The following is a 23,981-nucleotide window of genomic DNA, read 5'->3' as shown; positions in this document are numbered from 1 at the left end:
TTTGCCGCAAGGCATTTGGAGGTCCCTTGAATTGCGCAAGCATCATAGCGCGCTGGGGTTAGCGACCGTCCCCGCCGGCAATGCCCGCATTGCCGATATTGTGAAGGCACGTCCGGTTCAGCCGGTCACCCTCGTCCGTCCGCATGCCGCTGCGCGTGCCGCCCGCTTCTTCGTCGAGAAGTTCCCGGGCCGCTCGATGTATGCGGTGAAGGCGAACCCGAGTCCGGAACTGCTCCAGATCCTCTGGGATAACGGCATCACGCATTATGACGTGGCGTCGATCGCGGAAGTGCGTCTGGTCGCCCGTACCCTGCCCGAAGCCACCTTATGCTTCATGCACCCGGTCAAGGCCGAGGAAGCGATCGCCGAGGCGTATTTCACGCACGGCGTGCGCACCTTCAGCCTCGATTCGATGGAAGAGCTGGACAAGATCGTCGCTGCCACCAGCGGCGCGACCGATCTGACGCTGTGCGTGCGCCTGCGTGTCTCGTCGGACCTGTCGAAGCTCAGCCTCGCGTCCAAGTTCGGCGTCATGCCGAACGAGAGCAAGGAACTGCTGATGGCGGCCCGCCAGGTCGCGGATGCCCTGGGCATCTGCTTCCATGTCGGTTCGCAGGCGATGTCGCCGGACGCCTATTCCAACGCGATGGAGCGCGTCCGCGCGGCAATCGTCGAGGCTGGCGTCACCGTCGATGTGGTCGATGTCGGCGGCGGCTTCCCGTCCAGCTATCCGGGCATGGAGCCTCCGCCGCTCGAGCGCTATTTCGAGACGATCCACCGCGCGTTCGAGAGCCTGCCGATCAGCTATTCGGCCGAGCTCTGGGCCGAGCCGGGCCGTGCCCTTTGCGCCGAGTATAGCTCGATCATCGTGCGCGTCGAAAAGCGCCGCGGCGACGAGCTCTACATCAACGACGGTGCCTATGGCGCGCTGTTCGATGCGGCGCATATCGGCTGGCGCTTCCCGGTCCGCCTGTTGCGCGAGCCCGAATCGAACGCCAAGGATGTGGCATTCAGCTTCTATGGCCCGACCTGCGACGACCTCGATCACATGACCGGCCCGTTCGACCTTCCGGCAGACGTGCGCGCTGGCGATTTCATCGAGATCGGCATGCTCGGCGCCTATGGCTCGGCGATGCGCACGGCGTTCAACGGCTTCGGCTCGGACGAGATCGTCGTGATCGACGACGAGCCGATGGCGTCGCTGTACCTGCCCCAGACAGAACGGCCGCTCCACTCGAACGTCGTAAAGCTGTAACGACACACCGCTTTAAACCGTCATCTCCGCGCAGGCGGGGATCCAGAGTCGCAGGCAACGCCTTGCCTGGCTCGGGATCCCCGCCCGCGTGGGGTGACGAATATGGTTTTGGGGTCTAAGGGCCCCGCATCCGGGTTTCCGCGTCCCCTTTGAATGACGGCGGCATGGCAAGAAAATGGGAGACCCCATGACCGACACCCTCACCAAGACCGCGGCGGCCAACGCCCCGATCAACGACACCCGCAAGGCGGAACTGCTGTCGAAGCAGGTCAAGCACATCGACATCACGTCGTTCGATGCGCGTCCGATCGTCGATGCGATGGCGGATATGAGCTTCACCAGCCGCGACCTCGGCCGCGCGACCAAGATCTACAACGAGATGCTGGCCGACAAGGACTGCACCGTCGTCCTGGTCATCGCGGGCTCGACCTCGGCCGGCGGCTGCATGGATCTCTATGCCGAGCTGATCCGCAACAACATGGTCGACGTCGTGGTCGCCACCGGCGCCACCATCGTCGACATGGATTTCTTCGAGGGCCTTGGCCACAAGCATTATCAAGCGCTCGAGATCCCCGACGACGACACGCTTCGCTCGCTCTACATCGACCGCATCTACGACACGTATATCGACGAGGAAGCGCTCCAGAACGTCGACCACACGATCTTCGAGATCGCCGAGACGCTGGAAGCCAAGCCCTATTCGAGCCGCGCGTTCATTCGCGAGATGGGCAAGTATCTCGTCGAGCATGGCAAGAAGGACAACAGCCTCGTCAAGCTGGCGTACGAGCATGACGTGCCGATCTTCTGCCCGGCGTTCGTCGATTCCTCGGCCGGCTTCGGCCTGGTCAAGCACCAGGTGGACCGCGCCAAGGCCGGCAAGCCCTATCTTGTGCTCGACGCCATCGCCGATTTCCGCGAGCTTACCGAGATCAAGATCCAGGCGGGCACCACCGGCTTGCTGATGATCGGCGGCGGCGTGCCGAAGAACTTCATCCAGGACACCGTCGTCTGCGCCGAGATCCTCGGCCATGACGATGTCGCCGTGCACAAATACGCAGTGCAGATCACCGTCGCCGACGTGCGCGACGGCGCCTGCTCGTCCTCGACCCTCCAGGAGGCGGCGTCGTGGGGCAAGGTCAACACCGGCATCGAGCAGATGGTCTTCGCCGAAGCCGGCTCGGTCATGCCGCTGCTCGCGTCGGACGCCTATCACCGCGGCCATTGGAAGGACCGCGCCAAGCGCGCCTGGGCAAAGCTCTTCGCCTGATCGCTTTCAGATCGCACGAGAAACAGGGCGGCCGGGACATCCCGGCCGCCCTTTTCTTTGTCCTGTCGCGGATCACCGTCCCGCAACGGGAACAAGTCCCTTGGTGACAGGAAGGCTCAGCAACATACTGGAACCAAATCCGATGCAATCTGCGCGCGGGAAGCCAACGAGAACGCGATGCCGCGCCTTACTGAAGCCACTGCCGCCAAGCGACGGGCGCATATCCTCGACGCAGCTGCGCGCTGCCTGTTCGAGCGCGGGCTGCTCGCAACTTCGGTCGATGACGTCTGCGCCTCGGCCGGGATCAGCAAAGGGGCCTTTTACAGCCATTTCCCAAGCAAGGAGGCGCTGATCCATGCAGTGACCGACCAGCTCTCTGCCGAACTTGGGCCGATCGAGGGGGGCAGCATCGCGGCCCTCGCCGATTCGATCTTCGCACATCAGATCGCCCCCGCCCTGCCTGCCGCCAATGCCCGATTCGGCATCGAGATGACTGCGGCGAGCACCACCGATGCCGGCCTGCGCCGGCGCATGACCGCCAATCTCGAGCGGCTGCGCCATGCCGTCGAAGCGGAAGTGCGCACACTGATCGACAGCGGTGCCGCGCGCGCCGATGCCGATCCCGACGCGGTGGGCTGGATCATCCAGGCGCATCTGCTTGGGGTACTCTGCCGCAACGCGGTCTGGTCCGCGCAGGACGAAGCGGCGCTGCGCCACGCGCTCCATTTGCTGCTCGAGCGGCTGCTCGCGCCGGCTTAGTTGCATTCCCGAACCGACTGCGGCAGCCTTTCGCGCTGACGCAGGTGGAGGGGACTGCAATGCACAGCGAAATCCTGGCGCCCGTGGTGGCGCTCATCGCCTGGACGCTGGTGATGCTGGTCTGGATGATGGTGGTGCGCATGCCCGCAATGCGCCGGGCCGGCATCGACATGGGCAAGCTTATCGGCGCCAAGGGCGCCGACGCCGACAAGGTCCTGCCGCCCCAGGCCCAGTGGAAGGCGCACAATTACAACCATCTCCACGAGCAGCCGACGCTGTTCTACGCGATCGCGCTGGCGCTTGCCCTGCTCGGCCAGGGTAACGGCTTCAACACCTGGCTCGCCTGGGCCTATGTGATCCTGCGCATCGCCCACAGCCTGGTACAGGTGACGGTCAACCGGGTGTCGCTGCGCTTCACGCTGTTCCTGCTGTCGACGCTGGTACTGGCGGCGCTGACGCTGCACGCGGGGATGGCGATCGTGCTGCACGCTACGCACGCGACTCCGATCGAGACGGCGACTTCGGTGTACGACCGCTAGCCGAACAGCCGCGTCAGGCTCCGCTCCAGCATCAGCAGCTGCCACAGGGTCCGGCCATGCTCCACCCGCCCGACCTTGTGGTCGGCGGCGAGCTTCTCGATCGCGTGGAGGTCGAACCAGCCGGTGCTGTTCAGCAGCTTGGAGCGCCCCAGCCCCGCTGCCTCGTCGGCCAGCGCCTTGCGGAACCAGGCACTGATCGGCGTCACGAAGCCCATCTTGGGCCGGTAGAGCACGTCCTTGGGCAGATACGGCTCCAGCGCCTTCTTCATGAGCCACTTGCCCTGCCCCGCCTTGATCCGCAGCGCCGGCGGCAAGGTCGCCATGAACTGGACCAGCCGATAGTCGAGCAGCGGCTCGCGCGCCTCCAGGCTCACCGCCATGCTCGCGCGGTCGACCTTGGTGAGGATGTCGCCCGGCAGCCAATGCTGGATATCGGCATATTGCGCCCGGTCGAGCGCATCGCGCGCCGGCGCCTGGCGCATCGCATCGGTATAGCGCTGCTCGGCGGTGTGCCCGTTCAAGGCCTTGCGCATCGCGTCCGAATAGAGCGCATTGCGCAGCGCTGGCCCTGTGACGCCCACCGCCTTGGGATAGGCGAACTCGCCCCCTTCCGCGAGCGCGAGCAGCGTCGTCTTGGCGCGGAAAGGCCGCGGCGCCCAATCCGCCTTGGGATAGAGCCGCCCCAGCGTACCGAACACACGCTCGCGCACCTCCTGCGGCAGCAGCGAGCGCATCCGCTCCTCGGCCGCGAAGAACTTGTAGCGGCGATACCCCGCCATCGCCTCGTCCGCCCCGTCGCCCGACAGCGCCACCGTCACGCTCTCGCGCGCCAGCTCGCATACCCGGTAGGTCGGCAGCGCCGAGGCATCGGCAAAGGGCTCGTCGAAGGCCGCGACCAGCGTGTCGATCAGCGCGAAATCGTCCGAGGCCACCTTGCGCGTCTGGTGCGTGGTGGCAAAGCGCTCGGCGACCATTTGCGCATAGGCCGTCTCATCGTGGCTCGCTTCGTCGAAGCCGATCGTGCAGGTCTTCACCGCCGACTTGCTCGCCTCGGCCATCAGCGCGACTACTGCCGAGCTGTCGACGCCGCCCGACAGGAACGCCCCGAGCGGCACATCGGCGATCATCCGCGAACGCACCGCGCCGCGCATCAGGTCGATCAGCTCGGCCTCGAGGTCTCGGGTCTTGCCCGTCGCCCGCTGCGAGAAATCGATGTCCCACCAGCGCTGCGGCCGCGGCACCGGCTTGCCGCGCTCGAGCAGCAGGAAATGCCCGGCCGGCAGCTTCTTCACGCCGCTCAGGATCGAGGCGTCGTCGGGCACATAGCCGAGCCCGAGATAGTCCTCGACCGCCTTGAAGTCCGGCGTCCGCCGGAACAGCGGATGCGCGAGCAGTCCCTTCAGCTCGGAGGCGAACGCCACTGCCCCGTCCGACAGCTCGGCATAATGGAGCGGCTTCACGCCGAACCGGTCGCGCGCCAGGAACAGGCTTTGCGCCTTCGAATCATAGAGCGCGAAGGCGAACATGCCGTTCAGCCGCTCGAGCATCCGCGGCCCCCAGGCGCGCCAGCCATGGAGCAGCACCTCGGTATCGCTGTCGGTCGCGAAGCGCGCGCCCTTGGCTTCGAGTTCGGCGCGGACCTCCTGGAAATTGTAGATCTCGCCATTGTAGGTGACGACCACGCCCTGATCGGGCGTCGCCATCGGCTGCACGCCGCCCTCGATATCGATGATCGCTAAGCGCCTGTGGCCGAGCCCGACGCCCGACGTCACCCACACGCCCGAACCGTCCGGCCCGCGATGCACCAGCGCATCGGTCATCTGCACGATGCGCGCCGGGTCCACCGGCTTGGGAATGGCGGGGTAATACAGGCCGGCGATGCCGCACATCTAGGTGAAGTCCCCCAAATCTCTAATCGTCACCCCGGCGAAAGCCGGGGCCCAGGGTTACGAAGCGCGACGCCTGGGGCTCTGGGTCCCGGCTTTCGCCGGGATGACGGAAGTTGGCAAGCTCAGCGCACCCCCGTCATACGATCCGCAAGGTCCTCCACCGGCCCCATCGCCCCCAGGAAGTCCTGGATCGCGGCATGCGCCCCCGCATCCGGACCCTGCTCGGCCGAGAGCAGCACCGCTACCCCGGCCTGGTTGCCGCCAAGCAGCTTGGTCTTGAGCGTCTCCAGCTTCACCCGCTTCTCGCTGCCGGTCAGCACCCCGCCGATTCGGTACCAGGTGACCACTTCGCGCTCGACACGCCCCGGCCCGGTCATGCGCAGCGCCGAACCGCGCCGCACCGGGCCCAGATCCTCGATCTTCACCCAGCGGTCATTCTCGCGGATCGCCCCGATCCCGAATCCGACCAGCTCGCGCCCCTCATGCTGCGTCGCATAGACTGCCACCGCCAGGTCCACGCTCCGCCCCGTCGCATCGGCATAGCGCCCGACCAGCACATGGTCCGCGCCCGGATAGTTCGGCGACCAGGCCGCGCGGGTAGCCGGAGCCACTCGGTGCCAGCCCGGCACTTCCGGCAATTGCAACGAAGCCGGCAGCTTCGTCGCCCGCGCATCGTTGAGGCTAGACCAGCCGAGGAACAGGCTCGCCACCACCAGCACCAGCAGCCCCGCCACCGGCGCATCGACGCGCCGCACCGGCACGGTCTGCAGCTTGGCGGCGTCGAACCAGCGCGCATCGGGATCGCGGTCGAACCATTTCCAGCCGATCGCCAGCACCACGGCCATCACCAGCCCGAAGAACACCCAGCCATAGACGATATGGTCGAAGCCCGTCGCCTGCTCGACCGAAGTCCACCACGCCGCATAGATCGTCCCGAACGCGCGCAGCCCATTGGCGAGGATCGGCACGACGATCGCAGCGACCATGAACGCCGCGCGCTTGCGCCACGACACGTAGCAGACATTCGCGACGAGCACCCCGAACGCGACCATCGCGATCACGAACTTGGCGCCCGAACAGGCCTCTGCCACTTCGAAATAGCCATTGGACGTGGTGATCAGCACTCCATCCAGCGTGGCCGGCACGCCGAACGCATGGAGCAACGGCATCACCATGGCGATCGTGATGTCCTGCAGCGGCCCTTCGAGGAAGTCACCGAACGGCACCAGGAACGCCATGTAGCAAAGCGGAAACAGCAGCCCCCGGGCGACGTTGGGCCCGAGAACGCTCACCACCGCGCCCTGCAGCATCAGCACCAGCCCGGCATGGCGGAACAGCGCGACGCCCGCGGCATCGCCGACCATCCAGCCCAGGCCGCCCGCGGCAACCACGGCCAACCCCGGCCACCAGCCCTGCGGCGGCACTTCCGAAAGCTCGACGCGGCGCTGCCACACCAGCCAGCCGATCACCGGCGCGATGAACAGGCAATGCCCGAAGGTGGTGTTGGTCCAGTAGATCGTCGCCAGGTCGGCAGTGTCGCGGTGGAAGATCGCCAGCAGCGCCAGCCACACCGCCGCCAGGATCGCGGCATGCCGCTTCCAGCGTGCGTCGAACGTGGCGGTGGCAGGCATGGTAGCCTGCGCAGGGATCGCTACATCAGCCATCAGAACCAAACCTCGTCATCCCCGCGAAGGCGGGGATCCAGAGCCAAGCAGGACATCGCTCGTTACCCTGGATCCCCGCCTACGCGGGGATGACGGAGAAATGATAAACGCCACGCCCTTTTTCGGGCTCACGCCGCCCGCCGCGGTTTCTTCGGCACGTCGGTCACGCGCGACACGCGCGCATCCTTGGCCGGGCGCAGCGGCTCGCCCAGCACGGCGTCGAGCGGGCTCAGCCGCGCTTCCCAGCTATAGTGATCGACCACCTGCTTGCGCGCGGCATCGCCCAGCGCAGACGCCTTGCGCCGGTCCGAAAGAAGCCGCGTCACATGCTCGGCGATCTCGCCCACGGTCGATCCGACCAGGATCGTCCCGCCATGATCGATGCCCGTCGCGGCAGCCTCGGAAGCGACCACCGGCCGCGCCATCGCCATGCCTTCGAGCACCTTGTTCTGGATGCCGCGCGCCAGCTTGAGCGGGGCCACGACCACCGCAGCCTGTGCCAGCCAGCCGCGCACATCGGGCACCTCGCCGATCACCGCGACGCCGGGATGCTTGGCCAGCGCCTTGACCGCGTCGGTCGGGTTGCGGCCGACGATGATGAAGCGCGCATCGGGATGCGCCAGCCGGACATGCGGCAGGATCGTCTCGACGAACCAGGTCACGCCCTCGATGTTCGGGCGATAATCCATCTGCCCGGTGAAGACGATCGTCGATCCCATGACATCGACGCGCTTGAACGTCGCGGCCGGATCGAAATATTCGGTGTCGATGCCGTTCTCGATCACATGGACGCGGTCTGCCCGCGTGCGTGCGCGGAACAGGTCCGCCTCGGCTTCGCTGACGAATAAATTGGCATCCGCCCGCGCCGCGATCGCCTTTTCATGCGCCAGCAGCAGCCGCGCCTCGCGCCCCAGCATCCAGCTCATCGGGCCCTTGCTCGTCTTCGCATAGGCCGCGAACTTGGCCGAATCCATGTCGACGAAGTCCATGATCACCCGCTGCCGCGGATTGGACGGCAGATACTGCGCCATCTGGCTCGAGAAGACGTAGATCGTGTCGATGCGGTGGCGCGCGAGGATGTTGTCCACCGCCTGGCGCAACGCGTCATTGTCGAACGCGGTCAGCGATACCGGCCGGTGCTGGATCATCGCCTGCACGCCCGCCACCAGCTGCGACTTGGCGCGCCACACGATCGATCGGTTGCCCGTATACTTGGTCAGCCCGCCCTTCTGCTTCAGGTCGGCGGGATCGTCGGCGAACGCGATCAGGTGGACGCGCTGCTTCGTCGACAGGTATTTCAGGATATGGAAGCCGCGGATCTTGTCGCCCCGGTCGGGCGGATAGGGCACGCGGTGCGCTAGGAACAGGATATCGCCCATCAGCCAAGGCCCTTCGCGATGAAGGGTCCGGCGCGGTTGGCGACCCACAAGGGCAGCTTGCTCCAGACGCGGACCTGGAGCGAATATTTCGGGTTCACCGGACTCGCATCGCGCGGCTTGGCGCCCTCTGCCACCCGATCGTAATAGGCCAGTGGCCTGGGCTCGAAGCCCCAATTCTTCTTGTACGCCGCCGGCCCGGTGCCGACCTTGGAGCGGCCGAAGTCGAAGCGCTTGCAGCCGCGCAGGCGGGCATGGCGCATCAGCTCGAAATACATGCGGTCATTGGCGCGCAGGGCACGCGCCGCCCGGGTGCCGCCACCCCAATAGGGGTACACCGTCCCCTTCCAATACAGGCTCAATACGCTCGACACAGCCACTCCGCCGTGGCGGACTATAAGCACGTCCGCCGATTTGCCAAATTCCCGCAAAACCTCGGAAAAAAGCGCCCGCGGGAATACGGGCGTGCCGAGGTTGCGGACCGATTCGGCATAGACCGCATAGTGCGCGGCGACGTCGTCCGGATGACAGCCGATCGAAATATCGAGATCGTTGTCCAGCGCCTTGCGCACCTCGGCGCGCTGCTTGCGCGGGATGGCGAGGAGTTGGGCGTCGTCGTCCTCGGCAAGCGCGCGCACAAAGCCCAGGTAACGCGTGTCGTCCACGCTCCATTCCGGACCCGGCAGCGGACCGCCGCGCACTTCCATCACCGGGCATTTCAGCTCGCCCGCCAGCGTCCAGGCCGCCTCGGCCAGCTGCGAGACGAGGCGCGGATCATGGGTCAGGATGCCGCCACCAACGCCGAACCCGGCCGAGGCGAGCACCTTGCCGAAGATCGGCGAGCTCACCTCGGTGAGCGGCATTACGCCGGTCAGGTCGCCCTTGGCGTTCTCAGCAACCAGATAATGGCTCTTCTGCCCGCAGCCCCGCGCCACCGCGACGCTCCAGGCGGGCAGGTGGAAAGGCGTGCCCTCGGGATGATCGTGCACGAACGCGCCGATCCGCGCCCGCTCGATCGCGTCCGCCAGATTGGCGAAGCGCAGCGCAACCGGCTTGGCGAGCAGCGGCGCGTTCACTGCGCCAGCGCCTTCCGGCACTTTTCCTTCAGCCGCGCCGTCTCGCGGGCGGCGACTGTGTCCATCCGGCCCCATTCATGCCCCGCGATCAGCGTCCCCAGCTTACCCGCCATCGCGCCCAACCGGCTGTAATGGCGCAGCTTCGACTTGAGCGGCGCATCCTGCACGCGCGGCTGGCCCGGGTCGATCTCCCAGGGATGAAAGTAGAAGATCGCGGGACGAGCCGCGTCATTGGCGGCGCGTACGGCGCGATAAGTCACTTCCCCCGGCAGCAGCCGGAAGAAGCCGCCGCCCGTAGTCACTTCGCGGCCGAAGAAGCTCGCCAGCGTGATCGGGATTTCTACCAGATCGGCGCCCGGCACCGGCCAGAAGGCCCCGCGCGGCGCATCGTGCCAGCCATAATGGTCATGCTTCACCGGCGCGACGCTCGACGAATAGGTGTACCCCTCCTCGGCCAGCACCTCATGCGCCCAGGGCGTGCGGCGGTCGATCGAGAAGCTCGGCGCGCGGTATCCGGTCACCTGCTGCCCGCTGGCATCCTCCAGCGCCGCCTTCGCCCGGGCGAGGTCGGCGCGGAACTGCTCGGGGTCGAGCGTGAAGACACGGGCATGGTCCCAGCCGTGGCTGGCGACTTCATGCCCCGCCTCGGCGATGCGGCGGATCAGCGCCGGATAGCGCTCCGCTACCCAGCCAAGCGTGAAGAAGGTCGCCTTGACCCCGCCGGCGTCGAACAGCGCCAGCACCTTGTCGGTATTCGCCTCGACGCGATGCTCAAGCCCGTCCCAATCCTCGCGCGCGATCGTGTTCTCGAACGCACCGACCTGGAACCAGTCCTCGACATCCACCGAGAGGGCATTGATGACCATGGGGCTCAGGCCGCGTTTCCGCGCACCGCCGACAGGTCCGGACGGCGGCCATTGCCTTCGCCCTGCTCGACCCAGTCGACCAGCAAGCCCAGCACGCGGCGCAGCGCCTCGTCCTGGCCGGCCACCTGCGCCTCCAGCTCGGCGATGCGCTGCTGCACGGGATCGCCGGAGACCGGCGCGGGCGCAGGTGCTGTCTGCAGCGGCACCGGATCGACCGGCTGCGGCGGCGGCACCGGCGCACCCATCGGCATCGGCGCGATGTCGGTCAGCTCGAACGGCTCGGGCTGCGGCGCAGGCGCCGGGCGATAGGCCGAGATCGGCGTATCCTGGTTGAGGTCGGCGATCACCGCCGCAAGCTCGTTCGCACCGAACGTCTCCAGCTCCTCGACCGCACCGAACAGCAGCACGCGGCTGGCGAGCTGGTTCACGCGGCGCGGGCTACCGCCCGACCAGCGATGGATCGCCGCCACGGCGTCGTTGGTGAAGCGCGGCTTGCCCCGCCAGCCAACGCACGACAGGCGGTGGATCAGATAGGGTTCGACTTCATCGGCCTGCATCGGATCGAGATGGTGCATCGCGATCACGCGCTGGCGCAACTGTTCGAGACGGGGATCGCTCAGCGTGAGACGGAACTCGGGCTGGCCGAGCAGGAAGATCTGGAGCAGCGGATAGCCGCCGGCCTGGAAGTTGGAGAGCATACGCAGCTCCTCCAGGCTCTCGATCGGCAGCGACTGCGCTTCGTCGACCACGACCAGCGTACGGCGCCCGGTGCGCGCGACGCTGTGCAGCCCGCGCTCGATCGCGCTCAGCATCTCGGCCTTGTTGAGGCTCGACGAGTCGATCCCCAGGCCCTGGCAGACCAGCCGCAGCAAGTCCTCGGGACGCAGCTGGGTCGAGACGATCTTGATGACGTTCAGCCGCTCGCGGTCGATCTCGCCGAGCAGATGCCCCATCAGCGTGGTCTTGCCCACGCCGGGGTCGCCGGTGATCACCACAAAGCCTTCGCCCTGGCTCAGGCCATAGCCGAGATAGGCCATCGCCTTGCGGTGGGTGGCCGTATCGAACCAGAATTTCGGATCGGGGGTCAGCTGGAAGGGCCGGCCGGTCAATCCATATTGGTCGTCGTACATTCTTTTCGTCCCGACCTTAAAAACCGTAACGCAAGCCGAGCAGCGCCTGGGCGCTCGCACTGCTCTCGCCATCCCGCTCGAACCCGAACACACCCGTCGAAAGCGTCGCGCCGAGTCGGCCGAAGCGATGGGTATAGGCGGCATTCGCTCCCCAACCGTAAATGCCGGCATTGCCCGCCAGGTCGGTGTCGTAATAGCTGCCGATCACGCTGCCCTGGAGCGAGCCGTTCGGGCCGACATCGGTGGAGGCAAACAGCTGGCCATAGATAGTCGTGTCGCTCGTGCCGTTGGTGGTGAAGGCGGTGCCGCCCGTGCTCGGCGCGATGAAGTCGCGCTTGGCCCAGCCGCCGCCGATGCCGATGCGGGTGCCGCCGCGACCCATCACCGCCACACCGGTCACGCCGCGGCCGCGATAGGCCGAGGTCGTCGCCGAGGCCAGGATGCCGGTCATGCAGCCGCCGGTGGCAGCGCCCGTGGTGCCATAGATGCAGCCCGAGAATTCATTGCCGAACGGATCGGTGGTGCTGGCAAGCGAGGTCGGCAGCGTGCCGAGCTGGCCGTTCAGCTGCTGGCCGAAGGTCTGCACCGTGTCATAGACGCCGATCTGGATGCCGCTGCCCGGGCCCGCCTGATAGCTGAGCGAGCCGGTATAGCTCATCGAGCCATAGCGCCGGCCGACGCGCGCTTCGAGGAAGGTGCGGCGGCTGGGCTTCCAGATCACGCCGGCATCCCAGAACACGCCGCTCAAATCATAGGCGATGCGGCGCGGCGAATTGGGATCGGTCTTGAACCGCCCCGCCCCGTCGACCACCGGCACGCCACCGACGGTCAGCGCATCGCGCTGCGTGATCTTGATCTGCTCATAGCCGACGCCGCCCGCCAGGGCGAGGCCGCGCAGGACCGGCAGCACCACGTCGCCGCGGCCCCATTTGCCTTCGAAGCGCTGATCAAGCTGGCCGGCATTCTCGCGGGTGTAGGAACCGCTGGCGGTGACGCCGACCGGCAGCACCGTCCCCGATTTCACGCCCACGCTCGCAGTTGCGACGTGCACGGTCGAATCATCGTAATAATCGAGCCGCGGCTGGCTTGGATCGACGCCGGTCTGTCCGGGCGCCTCCACCTTGGTATAGCCGAAGCGATAGGCGCCGTTGACGAACATCGGCCCCAAATGCGTCGCCAGGTTCGGGCCGACATAGCCCGACAGGACCTGCGCCGAATTGCTGAAATTGCCGACATTGCTGGTCTGCACGTCGCCGCGGATGTCCGAGCGCGTCCGCGTCGCGATGCCGCCCGCCTCGATCGACAGGCCCGGCGCCACCGTCGCGCGCACCGTGGCCAGGCCGCTATGCGTGTGATCGTTGTTGAGCTTGTTCTGATAGTCGAACCGGTGCTCGTAGCGGTAGCTCACCTGCACCTCGACGCGGCGCGAATGCACGCCGACATCGACGCCGGCGCCGACGGTCGAATAGGTCAGCACGTCGCCGCCATTGAGATCGGCGGCGACCACCTGGCTCGCCTCCACATAGGGCGTGACGCTGACGCGCTGTGCCTGTGCCGGCGCCGCCACCCCCGTAGCAACACCCGCCAGAATGATCAGCCGCTTCACCGGCTTTCCTCCCCATGTTCATAATAGCTGCCGAACCGGCGCCCGCCGGGCTGGAACGACACGGAATTGAGCACGAGCTGGATATGCTCGCAGGCATCGAGCGTGTTCACTGCGGCGCGCAGGTCGCTCTCGCTGGTCTGGTCGGCGCGCACGACGAGCATCACCTGCCCGACGTGCAGCGCCAGCACCGAAGCGGGCGACGCGGCCAGCGCCGGCGGCGAATCGAAGATCACGATGCGGCGCGGATTGGCCTCGGCCAGGCCGTCGATCACCGCCCGCGCGCGGTCGCTCGCCAGCAGCTCGGTGTCGCTGATCGAACGCGCACCGGCCGGCAGCACCGAAAGCTGCGGCACGTCGGTATCGATGATGCAGTCCTCGACGTTCGCCACCGAGCCCGCCAGCACGTCGAGCAGCCCCGGGCCGCTCGGCAGGCCCATGCGCGGCAGCACGTCGGGCTTGGGGAAGTCGGCATCGACCAGCAATACCTCGACGTCCTTCTCGGTCGCCATCGAGAGCGCGAGGTTGATCGCGCAGAAGGTCTTGCCCTCGCTCGGCTGGGCCGAGCAGACCAGGATCATCCGCGCCCGGTCGGCGGCCTTCACCGTATCCTTGGCGGCAACGGCGCGCGCGGTGAGCAGCAGCTGGCGCTTCACCATGCGGAATTCCTCCGCCAGCGGGCCGATCGCCGCACCCGGCATCAGCATCCCGCCCTGTTCGAGCACTGCACGGTCGAGCGGCGCCATCCGGCGGCCGGTCGGGCGCGCGGTGGCGATCTGGGGGGCTGCAGCTTCTTCCAAAGCTTCTCCCCGGCGAAGGCCGGGGGCCAGACTTTCAGTCTGGGACGCTGAGGCTGGGCCCCGGCCTTCGCCGGGGTAAGGCTCAGCCTGCAGCACGGGCTGGGGCGCAACAACCGGCATAGGCTGCGGCTGTACGGGAGCCGGCTGAGCCTGCACCTCAGGCGCCACCACCGGAGCCGGCGGCTTCGGCTTGGCCTTCGCCACCGGCACAACCGGCACATCCTCGATCGGCGCGGGCGCATAATGGAAGCCTTGCGCCGCGCGCTCGAGCAGCGAACCCTTCAGGCGGCGGGGCGTATGGTCGTTCATGTCAGGCCCCCATGCCGCGCTGGACGAATTCGACACCGATCAGCCCGACATAGGCGCAGACCAGCGCCGCCAGTCCGCCTGCGAACAGCGTCAGCTTCTTGCGCCGCATCGCGGTCTGCGCCGCAGTCACCACTTCGCCGATCGATCCGATCACGGTCATGCCGCTCGCCTTTTCCAGCTTGCCCGCCGTCGCAAAGGTCGTGGTCAGCTTGCCCAGCGCGAACGCCGCGGCAAGGCCCGCACCCAGCCCGGCGATCAGCACGCCGGTCAGCAGCAACGGACGGTTGGGCGACGTCGGCGCACGCGGCTGCGTCGGCGGATCGACCACGTTGAACTTGTCGGCATCGGCGACGGTCTGCGCCTGGCTCGAGATCTTCATCTGCTCGCGCTGGGCGAGCAGCGTGTCATACTGGCCCTTGAGCACCTGGTACTGGCGCTCGATCTCGCCCTGCTCGGCCGCCACGCCCGGCGACTCCGCCATCTTGGCGCTCAGCACGTTGAGGTCGCCCTCGATCTGCGCCTTGCGCTGGACGAGCGCGGCGACGGTCGCCTGCTTGTCCGCCCGCATCGATTGCAGGCCGATATAGACCGGGTTGGAAGCGCCTGCCGAAGCACCACTCACCACCGGCTCGCGCGCCGCGGCGCTCTGTGCCGCCGCCAGCTGGTTCTTGAGCGCGATCACGTCCGGATGACTGTCGGTGAAGCCCTTGGCCCGCGCGTCGGCGAGCTGGCCCTGGATCGCCGCGAAGCGCGCCCGCGCCGGACCCGTCACGGCGCCGCCGCCGGAGCCCGCGACATTCGCCGGGGTGCCTGCCATCTGCGCATTGACCACGTTGAGGCCCGATTGCGCGGCCGCCAGGTCGCCCTGGATCTGCGCCAGCTGCGTGCGCGCTGCGGAAACGCGGTCGTCGATCGATCCGGTGCCCGGCAGCGAGCCGAGGAAGCGCGCCTGGAAATCGGCCCGCTTGGTGTCGGCGTCCGCGAGCTGCTTCTGCCGCTCGGCGAGCTGCTGGTCCATGAAGTCGAGCGACTGGCTGGACTGGTCGCGATTGTCGGAGAGGTTGGCCTCGACGAAGATGTCGATCAGCTTCTGCGCGATCTGGCGGGCGAGCTTGCCGCTCGGCGCCGTCACTGCGATCTCGAACAGATTGTCCTGCTGCGCGGTCAGCTTGATCGCCTTCTGCAGGCCCGCCACCCGGTCGGCCACGTCGCGGTCGGTCGAGACCGTGCGCGCCAGGTCGGTGCCGCGCACCACCTTCTCCAGGTTCACCGCGCTGGTCAGCGTCTGGCGGATCCGGTCGAGATCCTTTTGCTGGTTGAGCGCCGTGGTCCCGTCGGTCGGGATGATCTGGCGCAGCTGCACGAAGATGCGCGCGCGCGATTCATAATTGTTCGGCATCTGCGAGACGACCAGCCAGCCCGCCAGGCACACGCCCCACGCCACCGCCAGCGCCACCCAGCGCCGCATCCAGATCGCGTGCAGTGCGCCGCGAAGTTCGTCGTATAGGCTCCCCACCGGCGCTACCTCAGAACATGCTTGTAGGAATGATGATGACGTCGCCCGGCTCGAGCTTGACGTTCGCCTTGATGTCCCCGTTCTTCAACAGGTCGCCCAGGCGGAGCTTGTACTCGGTCTGCTTGCCGGTCTGCCGGTCGTAGCGGACCAGCCGCGCGCGGTTGCCCGCCGCGAACTCGCTCAGGCCGCCCACCACGATCATCGCGTCGAGCGCGGTCATGTTGGCGCGGTACGGGATCGACGCCGGCTTCTCGGTCGCGCCGACGACGCGTACCTGCTGGCTGTAGGTGCCGTTGAAATTCTCGACGATCACCGAGACGATCGGGTCCTTGATATATTCGCTGAGCGCGAACTTCAGGTCGTCCGCCAGCATCGCCGGCGTCTTGCCCACGGCGGGCATGTCGCTGATCAGCGGAACGGTGATGCGGCCATCGGGGCGCACCTGCACCTTCGCCGACAGTTCCGGATTGCGCCACACGAAGACCTGGAGCGAGTCCATCGGGCCGATGACATATTCCTCGCTCGGCACTTCGCGCCCGGCCACTGCCTGCGCGGAGGGCAGCTCGGGACGGCTCCCGCCGCCGCATGCGGCCAGCGTCGCCGCCAGGCCGAGAGCCAGAAGTGTCTTGCCGAAACCGATGAAACGCATGCCGAGCTCCTTTTCCCGGCGGGCGGAAGCAGCCGACGTCTCGACAGCAACCCGCACAGGATCACGGTCAGCTATCGACGCGAGAGGTAAATATCGGGTTAGGGGTCACTGCATTTATCCCAGACGGAAACGCGATCCCGGTGCGGGACGGCGGGCCAGGGAAACCTGCCGCCGATAAAGATCATAATAACCCGAATTTCGAATCAACCAATTCCGTGCAATCGCCACGATAAATTTCACCTACATCACGAATCCATATTGAAAGGCTCGAAATTGAATTAATTCGAGTCGAATTAAACTATAATGGTTTCATCAATAAATAATTGATCGTTTCGGCTGTTGACTCGATTACGAGTCTAATTCCAATCTCCCACATGCAATTTAAATTGCGACTCACCACATAAATGCGAGGGGGAATACAAATGGCCGCACGTCCGCTTACTATCACTGTCGTCAATCAGTCGGGTGTTACCCTGCAATTCGGCAATGTCACCACGATCCACGGCGAGCAGATCAAGATCACCTCGGGCCCCAACCCGCTCCCCAATGGCGCGCAAGCTGTTCTTTACACGGAGAATAGCGGCCTCATCGGACCGCAGGGCAGCTTCAGCTATGCTTTGCAGGACGGTTCGGGCAGCGCCTTCAACTTCAACTACAACCATCCCTATGGCACGGGCACGACCTATGTGAACGTCAGTTCGCCGAACGGCTATACGTCGAGCATGCCGATCAACAACCTGCCCCACCACGACGCCTCCTGCACGATCAACCTGCAGAAACTGGCCTGATCCCACGGCGGTCGAAGAGTCCCGCCCGGGGCTCTTCGACTGCCGCGCGTTCCGGGTTTCAGGCGGGGGACATGTCATGCCGGTCGTGCCGATCAATTCCGACTTCTCGAACATCCAGCAATTCATCGACAGCCTGTTCGATACGGATGTCCGCGCATCCAGCGTCATCACCGATGCGATCGCCGCCGGCAGCCTGACCGCCGCCTTTTCCGACCAGCTTTCGGTGATCCTGCCGGTCTGGCTGGCCGCCTGGCAGCAATCGCAGGGCCTGCCCTACAACGCCACGGACTTCGCGCATTGCCCGGCCAGCGACGCGGCCGCGCTCGGCTTCCTGGCGGGCTATATCGGCGACAACGCGCTTTCGCTCTACGTCCCGACACTGGCCCCGGCGAGCCTGCCCGCGGGCCAGCCCCCGGTCTATACCGTCTCCGGCTATCAGCAGAGCGCGTTCAACCCCGGCGGCAGCTGGGACCTGGCCGTGGTATCGAGTTTCCTCGAGCTGCTCTATCACGGCGCCCATTTCGTCGCGGTCCACGCCGCCTATGACCTGGCCTATGGCCAGCAGGTCGGCGCGCTCTGGTCGCTGTTCAAGAGCAGCTCGGCGCTGGCGCCCTATCTGCGGCACGACCCCGGCAACTCGCACTATACCAGCCTGACCAATATCTGCGGCTATTACGTGCCCGACATCACCAGCAACAGCGCGCCGGCCAACTGCCCTCTGCTGGTCGCCCTGCTCTGCTGCCCCACCGTGGCGGAGATCAGCTGCAACCCGAGCATGTACAACAGCTTCCTCCAGCTCGAGGGCTGGGAAGCAACCTATAGCCGGCACAACGCCGATTACGCCGTCTACAAGCAGACGCTGTGGAACATCTCCACCTTTGGCGCCTGCGCCTATAGCGAGAAGCGCGGCACCGCGATCTTCCTCGCGCCGGGCAATTGGGCGCCCCAGCCGTCGCTCGGCACCTATATGCCGCCCTATTATGGCGCGGAGCCGGCCCAGCCCTGGCTGAACACCGCACTGGTCCAGCTGCCCGCCGGCTATGCCACCACGGTCATCCGCGGCGCCACCTCGCCGGTTGGCAAGCACGGCGCCTGCAGCGTGCCCTTCCCGCTGATCCAGCCCAATCCGGCCGGCAAGCTTGCATGGTCTATCCCCAACGCCCCCGCCGGCACCGAACTCGCCTTCGACCTGACGGACGGATCCAAGACGCTGCTCAGCGGCATCCGGGACGGCACGCTGACCGCCAGCGTGCCCGCGGGCAGCAACTATACGATCGCCAATGTCACCGGCGGCAACTATCTCGCCGCCTGGTTCGAAGTCGCCATCAGCTACACCCCGCCGGGAGGATGAAATCGCGGGAACCGATCCCGCGAACGCGCGTTTTCGGGCCTGGTGCGTTGCATGCACGCAACACCGCCAAAATCCGCTTTTCCCGGCGCCAAGCTTTCCTTTGTGTCAATTCCCAGCGAATTGATGGACATTTTGCTCACCATAAGAAAAAGGTGGGCTTCCATGCGTTTAGTTTCCTCGTCGCTCCTCGCCATCGCCACCACGCTGGCGTTCGCCGCATCTCCCGCCCTCGCGCAGGACACCGCGGCCGCCGAGCCCCAGGCTGATCAGGGCCCGCCCCCCGAGGATACCCAGATCATCGTCACCGGCACCCGTACCCAGGGCCGCACGCGCCTCGACACCGCCTCGCCGGTCGACGTGCTGAGCGGCGCCGCGCTGCGCAATCAGGGCAGCACCGAGCTGGGCGCCGCGCTCGCCACCGTCGCGCCCTCGATCGACTTCCCGCGCCCTTCGGCGGTGGATGGCACCGATGCGATCCGCCCGGCGACGCTGCGCGGCCTTTCGCCCGACCAGACGCTCGTCCTGATCAACGGCGTGCGCGCCAATGCCTCGGCGCTGCTCAACATCAACGGCTCGGTCGGCCGCGGCTCGGCTGCCGTCGACTTGAACACCATCCCCGTCTCGGCGCTCGAGCGGATCGAAGTGCTGCGCGACGGTGCTTCGGCCCAGTACGGCTCGGACGCGATCGCCGGCGTCATCAACGTCCGCCTGAAGGAAGCGCGCTCGGGCGGCGGCGCCACCGCCACCTATGGCTTCTATGCGACGGATATCGACACGGCGCGCGGCAGCCGCTCGGTCACCGGTGAGCCGACCTTCACCGCCTCGGCCTGGCAGGGCATCGGCTTCGGCAATGACGGCTATGTCACGGTATCGGGCGAGTATCTCAACCGCGAGGCGACCAACCGCGCCGATTACGATCCGCGCGTCACGCCTACCCGCGTCACCGGCCGCTTCGGCGACCCGCAGGTCGAGCAGTATACCGGCTATGTCAACGCCGGCACCGGCCTGGGCGACAATTGGAAGCTGTATGGCTGGTTCGGCTATCAGGACCGCGACAGCCGCAGCGCCGCCTTCCCGCGCCTGCCCGCCGCCGCAGCCGCGGTCTCGGCCATTTACCCCAATGGCTTCCTGCCGATCATCAACACCAAGTCGACCAATGCGAACGGCGCGCTCGGCCTGAAGGGCGAGCTCGCCGGCTGGAACGTCGATCTGAACGTCGCCTATGGCCGCAACAAGATCGCCTATTACACGCGCAATTCGGCCAATTACGCCTATGGCAACGCCTCGCCGACCAGCTTCTATGACGGCGCGCTGATCTATGATCAGTGGGTCGCCGGCGTAGACGTGTCGCGCAAGTTCGACGTGTTCCAGTCCTTGAACGTGGCGTTCGGCGTCGAGACTCGCCGCGAAGGCTTCAAGATCACCCCGGGCGAGCAGGCCTCCTATGGCTACCCCACCACCCCGGTCGCGGGCCAGGCACCGGGCGCGCAGGGCTTTGGCGGCTTCTCCCCGCTCAACGCCACCGAGCAGGACCGCAAGAACGCCTCGGCGTACATCGATCTCGAAGCCCAGGTGACCGACAAGCTGCTGGTCGGGCTCGCCGGCCGCGCCGAGCATTATACCGACTTCGGCGACACCGGCACCGGCAAGGTCTCGCTGCGTTACGACTTCGCCCCTTGGTTCGCGATCCGCGGCACCGCCTCGACCGGCTTCCGCGCGCCGAGCCTCCAGCAGCAATATTTCACCTCGGTCGCCTCGGTGATCCAGAACGGCAACCCGATCCTCACCGGCACCTTCCCCTCGACCAGCGCCGTCGCCACCGCGCTCGGCGGACTTCCGCTCGAGCCGGAACGCTCGACCAACCTCTCGCTCGGCACGGTGATCCGCTCCGGCGGGTTCGACCTGACGATCGACGCCTATCAGATCCGCCTGCGCAACCAGCTCGCGCTGTCGGAGAATATCGCGGCCACCTTCAGCCCCCAGGTCGCGGCGCTGCTCCTGCCCTACAATGTCTCGGCCGCACGCTTCTTCATCAACGGCCTGCGCTCGCGCGTCCGCGGCATCGACGCCGTCGCGCATTACCGCCTGCCCACCGACGATGCCGGCACCTTCGACTTCACGATCGCCGGCAACGTCAACCAGACCAAGCTCGACCGCAGCTCGATCCCGACCTCGACCGGCACGATCAACCCTGCCCCGGTCCTGTTCGCCCGCAGCCGCATCTACACGATCGAGCAGGGCACGCCCGGCGAGAAGGTCACCGGCACGATCGACTGGTCGCTCGACAAGATCGCGATCACTGCGCGCGCCAGCTATTACGGCAACGTCAACCAGCCCGGCACCGCGGCGAACGGCTCGGCCGACATCAACACCGGCAAGCACACCATCGCCGACCTCGAGCTGCGCTACCAGGCACTCAAGGGCGCCCAGTTCGCGCTCGGCGTGAACAATCTGTTCGACGAATATCCGGACGCCACCATCGCCGCGAACAACTCGACCGGCGTGGTCGGCTTCCCGTACTACTCGCCCTTCGGTTTCGGCGGGCGCTACGTCTATGCGCGCATCGGCCTGAGCTGGTGAGCCTGGCGGGGAGCGGCCTGGATGGGCCGCTCCCTTCCGGCAAGGGCGTCGTGCGATTGCGATACCTGCCCAAGTCCGCAGCGAAATCGAACACGGGCTATTACGACCGGCATCAGGGCAGATTGAGAACGATCTGCCCATCCTTGTAATGGACCTTGCCTGCCGGATCGCTTCCGAGTGTTTCCCATAATCCCCGCTCATCCGCCTTCAGCAGGAAACGCCGGATGGCCCATGCCTCCACGAGCCACTTCCTGACTGGCTTCTCGTGCCCCGCCACGCGAAATATCTGGTCAACGAACGCGGCCACCGGCGCGAAGCACGCGCATAGCAGCAGGAAGAGGGGGCTGAGCATGACGCCATGTGCGCCGGACGTGAGCTCTTGCCCGAAAACCGAGAATATCTCTTTCCATAAGGATGCGATCACCAAGAGCCCGGAGAGAATCGCGAGCGAAGCGAAGATCATCCGGTTGCGCGAAGAGATTTCGCCATTGATCTCTGCCAGCAGCGCATCGAGGCGCCCCGATTTTTCGGCAACTTCATTCGCAGCCTGCTGTTTCGCGGCCGTCAATTCAGCGCTCAGCGCTGCCTCCCGCGCACGCGATTCCTCGTCCATTCTCGCAAGCCGTTCTTCGAGTTCGGCCTTTTCACGCGCGACGCGGTCCCGCTCTTCCGCAACTTCCAGGCGGCCCTTCTGGACACCTCTGGTCTCCTCGTCAGCCAGAACTCTCCGATAGATTTCGATCAGGTCATCATCGGTTACTTCCTGATGCGCTCCTCGGATGCGATCCGAAATCAGGATCCTACTGCGATCCTGCGATAGGATCGCTTCCATCTGACGCTTCTTCTCGGAATCGATATCCGGACGCTCGCGCAGCCTCAGGATGGCGCGCTGAGCCTTTTGGATAACGGGCCGCTTGAGGGCGAGGACGCGCTCGCAGCCCACCAATAATTGCCCCCGTGGAATTTCGAAAGACGTCTCGTAAAGGCCCGTCCGCAGCCAAAGCGATGCTGCCAGATCATGCATGTTGACGAAGGGGCCGACGGATTCGTCGGAGATCAGATCTTCCTGGACGCAAAAACGGCGCGCCAGCGACGAGAAGCTCCGGTTCCGTGTGAGGAACAGATGCCCCGCCGCGAACATGTCGTCACTCTCATGCCCTTTACGCAGGCGCATGATATAGGCGACCGCGTTGGCATCGTGCCGGCACCGGGCCGCCGCACTCGCGTCGCAGTTCCATTGGGCGCGAGTCAATTTGTCATAGAATGTGTAATATTGCGCCTGCGTGAAGAAATGATCGGGCTTGAGCGCGTTCTGGATGCCGGGGGTCTTTACCTGCACACCCCATTCCTTGAACGCACGAGCAGGGTCCGCGACAATCGTATGGACGTAGGATTCATTGATTTCGTCGTGCAGGAAGGCCTCTTGTATCGCTCCGAAACGATCGGCGGGATCCTTGGCCAGGATCGTGCGGAGCGAGATCTGCATCTCCTTCACTGATTGATCGAATATGTTCAGGCTCGCCCCCATTTCCTGGAGCTTCCTGAGAACGCTTCGGGTCTGTTGCGCGGCCTCCTTGCCCGACACGCCAACGAGATCGTGCGCTATCGGGGAATCCAAATACACCGCGAGATTGGATTTGGTTACGCGCGACGTTGGCTTGCTGAAATCTTGCGCCAGTTCAGCGAGGAGACCGACCGCGGCGATTCGCTCAAGGTCGTTGGACAACGGGTTTCCCGACGACTGGATGTCGGAAATGAACCGATAGACCTGATAGACTTTCTGGTCGGAATTATAGCTCTCGGCAGCACTGGGGAATTCGGACATGTCGGGCGCTTCGACACCCATCTCGTATTTTCCGCTTGTCCCGTAGCTGTCGACGAGATGCTCAACGATGGCGCCGACGATATCCTCATCGTCCTTGAACACGCCTTCGATCGGCATGTTCTGGCTGGTAATGAACGTTCGGAATGCTGCCGTCAGCCGTTTGATGATCTCTTCGATCGGCTGCTCGAACGACAAGGCGGTTGTCGCAGGGCAAACGATGTTCTGCACTGGCCGCCCGTCATCTGTTCGAACCCGCCCATTCTCGTCATAGGCCGTGCGAAGCCAGCCTTGCTCTGCAAGAGTCTTGCGGAAGCCGTCAGCGACATCATCGGTGAAGTTCCATCCATAGGCGCTGCGCACGGCAGCCGCGAACTCCTTGGGATCAAACCGTTTGTCTGCACGATCAATCAGGAGCGGTTGGAAAAACCCCATCAATGCATTCAGGGGATTCCCCGTCGATCCGCCGAAAGACTTGAGCATTTCGGCAGCCCGTAACGCTGCCCATGTTGACTGACTCATCCCCTGCCCTCCCCGCAATGCATCCTTCGCTATTACGAAGTACGCACACCCCGACGTTACGCCCACACTACATTATTCCAAGTTGTACGCGTTTCGGAACCACGATCTGCAAGTGTAGCTTCATAACATCGAGGTTAACAAGGCAGCAAAGATTCTTCCGGAGCTAAGGAATTCATCGCCTTATAAAATCGGGCAGACAGACAAGAACGACAATCAACCA

Annotated in this window: 18 protein-coding genes; 7 read left to right on the top strand and 11 right to left on the bottom strand. The window is 65.6% G+C overall.

The annotated features are described in order from the left end of the window. The first annotated feature begins 31 nt into the window (after positions 1-31). The 4 genes from AC1RPL_RS20355 (at position 32) to AC1RPL_RS20340 (ending at position 3,820) form a co-directional block, all read left to right on the top strand. The gene (locus tag AC1RPL_RS20355; RefSeq protein WP_493072022.1) at positions 32-1,255 is read left to right on the top strand and encodes a type III PLP-dependent enzyme domain-containing protein; all 1,224 of its coding nucleotides are present in this window, start codon (positions 32-34) and stop codon (positions 1,253-1,255) included. Between the two features lie 187 nt (positions 1,256-1,442). Next, positions 1,443-2,522, top strand: a complete 1,080-nt coding sequence (locus AC1RPL_RS20350; RefSeq protein ID WP_493072020.1) for a 1,9-bis(guanidino)-5-aza-nonane synthase — start codon at positions 1,443-1,445, stop codon at positions 2,520-2,522. Positions 2,523-2,699: 177 nt separating this feature from the next. Further along, complete coding sequence (locus tag AC1RPL_RS20345) at positions 2,700-3,281, top strand: TetR/AcrR family transcriptional regulator (protein ID WP_493072018.1); 582 nt, start codon at positions 2,700-2,702, stop codon at positions 3,279-3,281. Between the two features lie 59 nt (positions 3,282-3,340). After that, the gene (locus tag AC1RPL_RS20340; protein ID WP_493072016.1) at positions 3,341-3,820 is read left to right on the top strand and encodes an MAPEG family protein; all 480 of its coding nucleotides are present in this window, start codon (positions 3,341-3,343) and stop codon (positions 3,818-3,820) included. On the opposite strand, the gene AC1RPL_RS20335 is transcribed toward AC1RPL_RS20340, so the two are convergent. The 10 genes from AC1RPL_RS20335 to AC1RPL_RS20290 all read right to left on the bottom strand — a co-directional run bounded on the left by AC1RPL_RS20335 (position 3,817) and on the right by AC1RPL_RS20290 (position 16,698). Further along, positions 3,817-5,709, bottom strand: coding sequence for an XrtA/PEP-CTERM system amidotransferase (locus tag AC1RPL_RS20335; RefSeq protein ID WP_493072015.1), 1,893 nt, complete (start codon positions 5,707-5,709; stop codon positions 3,817-3,819). The two genes, AC1RPL_RS20340 and AC1RPL_RS20335, sit on opposite strands and share 4 nt — an antisense overlap. Positions 5,710-5,831: 122 nt before the next feature. Further along, positions 5,832-7,373 carry an exosortase A gene (gene xrtA, locus AC1RPL_RS20330; RefSeq protein WP_493072013.1) on the bottom strand — a complete coding sequence of 514 codons (1,542 nt, stop codon included), beginning with the start codon at positions 7,371-7,373 and terminating at the stop codon, positions 5,832-5,834. A 128-nt stretch (positions 7,374-7,501) separates the two neighbouring features. Next, entirely contained in the window at positions 7,502-8,752 is a 1,251-nt protein-coding gene (locus tag AC1RPL_RS20325; RefSeq protein ID WP_493072012.1) for a TIGR03087 family PEP-CTERM/XrtA system glycosyltransferase, read from the bottom strand. Then, positions 8,752-9,825 (bottom strand): FemAB family XrtA/PEP-CTERM system-associated protein, encoded by a 1,074-nt coding sequence (locus AC1RPL_RS20320; protein ID WP_493072010.1) that lies wholly within the window; start codon positions 9,823-9,825, stop codon positions 8,752-8,754. The genes AC1RPL_RS20325 and AC1RPL_RS20320 overlap by 1 nt, the downstream gene beginning before the upstream one ends. Then, positions 9,822-10,691, bottom strand: coding sequence for an XrtA system polysaccharide deacetylase (locus tag AC1RPL_RS20315; protein WP_493072008.1), 870 nt, complete (start codon positions 10,689-10,691; stop codon positions 9,822-9,824). Before AC1RPL_RS20315 ends, AC1RPL_RS20320 begins: the two co-directional genes overlap by 4 nt. A gap of 5 nt (positions 10,692-10,696) precedes the next feature. Next, complete coding sequence (locus AC1RPL_RS20310) at positions 10,697-11,821, bottom strand: AAA family ATPase (protein ID WP_493072006.1); 1,125 nt, start codon at positions 11,819-11,821, stop codon at positions 10,697-10,699. Between the two features lie 16 nt (positions 11,822-11,837). Beyond that, the gene (locus tag AC1RPL_RS20305; RefSeq protein WP_493072004.1) at positions 11,838-13,427 is read right to left on the bottom strand and encodes a hypothetical protein; all 1,590 of its coding nucleotides are present in this window, start codon (positions 13,425-13,427) and stop codon (positions 11,838-11,840) included. Then, complete coding sequence (locus AC1RPL_RS20300) at positions 13,424-14,533, bottom strand: AAA family ATPase (RefSeq protein ID WP_493072002.1); 1,110 nt, start codon at positions 14,531-14,533, stop codon at positions 13,424-13,426. Before AC1RPL_RS20300 ends, AC1RPL_RS20305 begins: the two co-directional genes overlap by 4 nt. 1 nt (position 14,534) lies before the next feature. Next, positions 14,535-16,049, bottom strand: a complete 1,515-nt coding sequence (locus AC1RPL_RS20295) for an XrtA system polysaccharide chain length determinant (protein WP_493072000.1) — start codon at positions 16,047-16,049, stop codon at positions 14,535-14,537. Between the two features lie 10 nt (positions 16,050-16,059). Continuing rightward, the gene (locus tag AC1RPL_RS20290) at positions 16,060-16,698 is read right to left on the bottom strand and encodes an XrtA/PEP-CTERM system exopolysaccharide export protein (RefSeq protein ID WP_493071999.1); all 639 of its coding nucleotides are present in this window, start codon (positions 16,696-16,698) and stop codon (positions 16,060-16,062) included. Between the two features lie 422 nt (positions 16,699-17,120). Here AC1RPL_RS20290 and AC1RPL_RS20285 point away from each other — a divergent pair, with 422 nt between their 5' ends. The 3 genes from AC1RPL_RS20285 (at position 17,121) to AC1RPL_RS20275 (ending at position 21,417) form a co-directional block, all read left to right on the top strand. Further along, entirely contained in the window at positions 17,121-17,486 is a 366-nt protein-coding gene (locus AC1RPL_RS20285) for a hypothetical protein (RefSeq protein ID WP_493071998.1), read from the top strand. 85 nt (positions 17,487-17,571) lie between these two features. Beyond that, positions 17,572-18,837, top strand: a complete 1,266-nt coding sequence (locus AC1RPL_RS20280; protein WP_493071996.1) for a hypothetical protein — start codon at positions 17,572-17,574, stop codon at positions 18,835-18,837. Positions 18,838-18,999: 162 nt separating this feature from the next. Then, a complete protein-coding gene (locus AC1RPL_RS20275) occupies positions 19,000-21,417 on the top strand; it encodes a TonB-dependent receptor plug domain-containing protein (protein WP_493071994.1) in 2,418 nt (805 codons plus the stop codon). A gap of 112 nt (positions 21,418-21,529) precedes the next feature. On the opposite strand, the gene AC1RPL_RS20270 is transcribed toward AC1RPL_RS20275, so the two are convergent. After that, a complete protein-coding gene (locus AC1RPL_RS20270) occupies positions 21,530-23,722 on the bottom strand; it encodes a hypothetical protein (RefSeq protein ID WP_493071992.1) in 2,193 nt (730 codons plus the stop codon). Between the last annotated feature and the right edge of the window lie 259 nt (positions 23,723-23,981).

This window comes from Sphingomonas sp. GW821-FHT12D09, from assembly GCF_058807215.1.
This window is presented reverse-complemented; position numbering and strand designations above follow the sequence as displayed.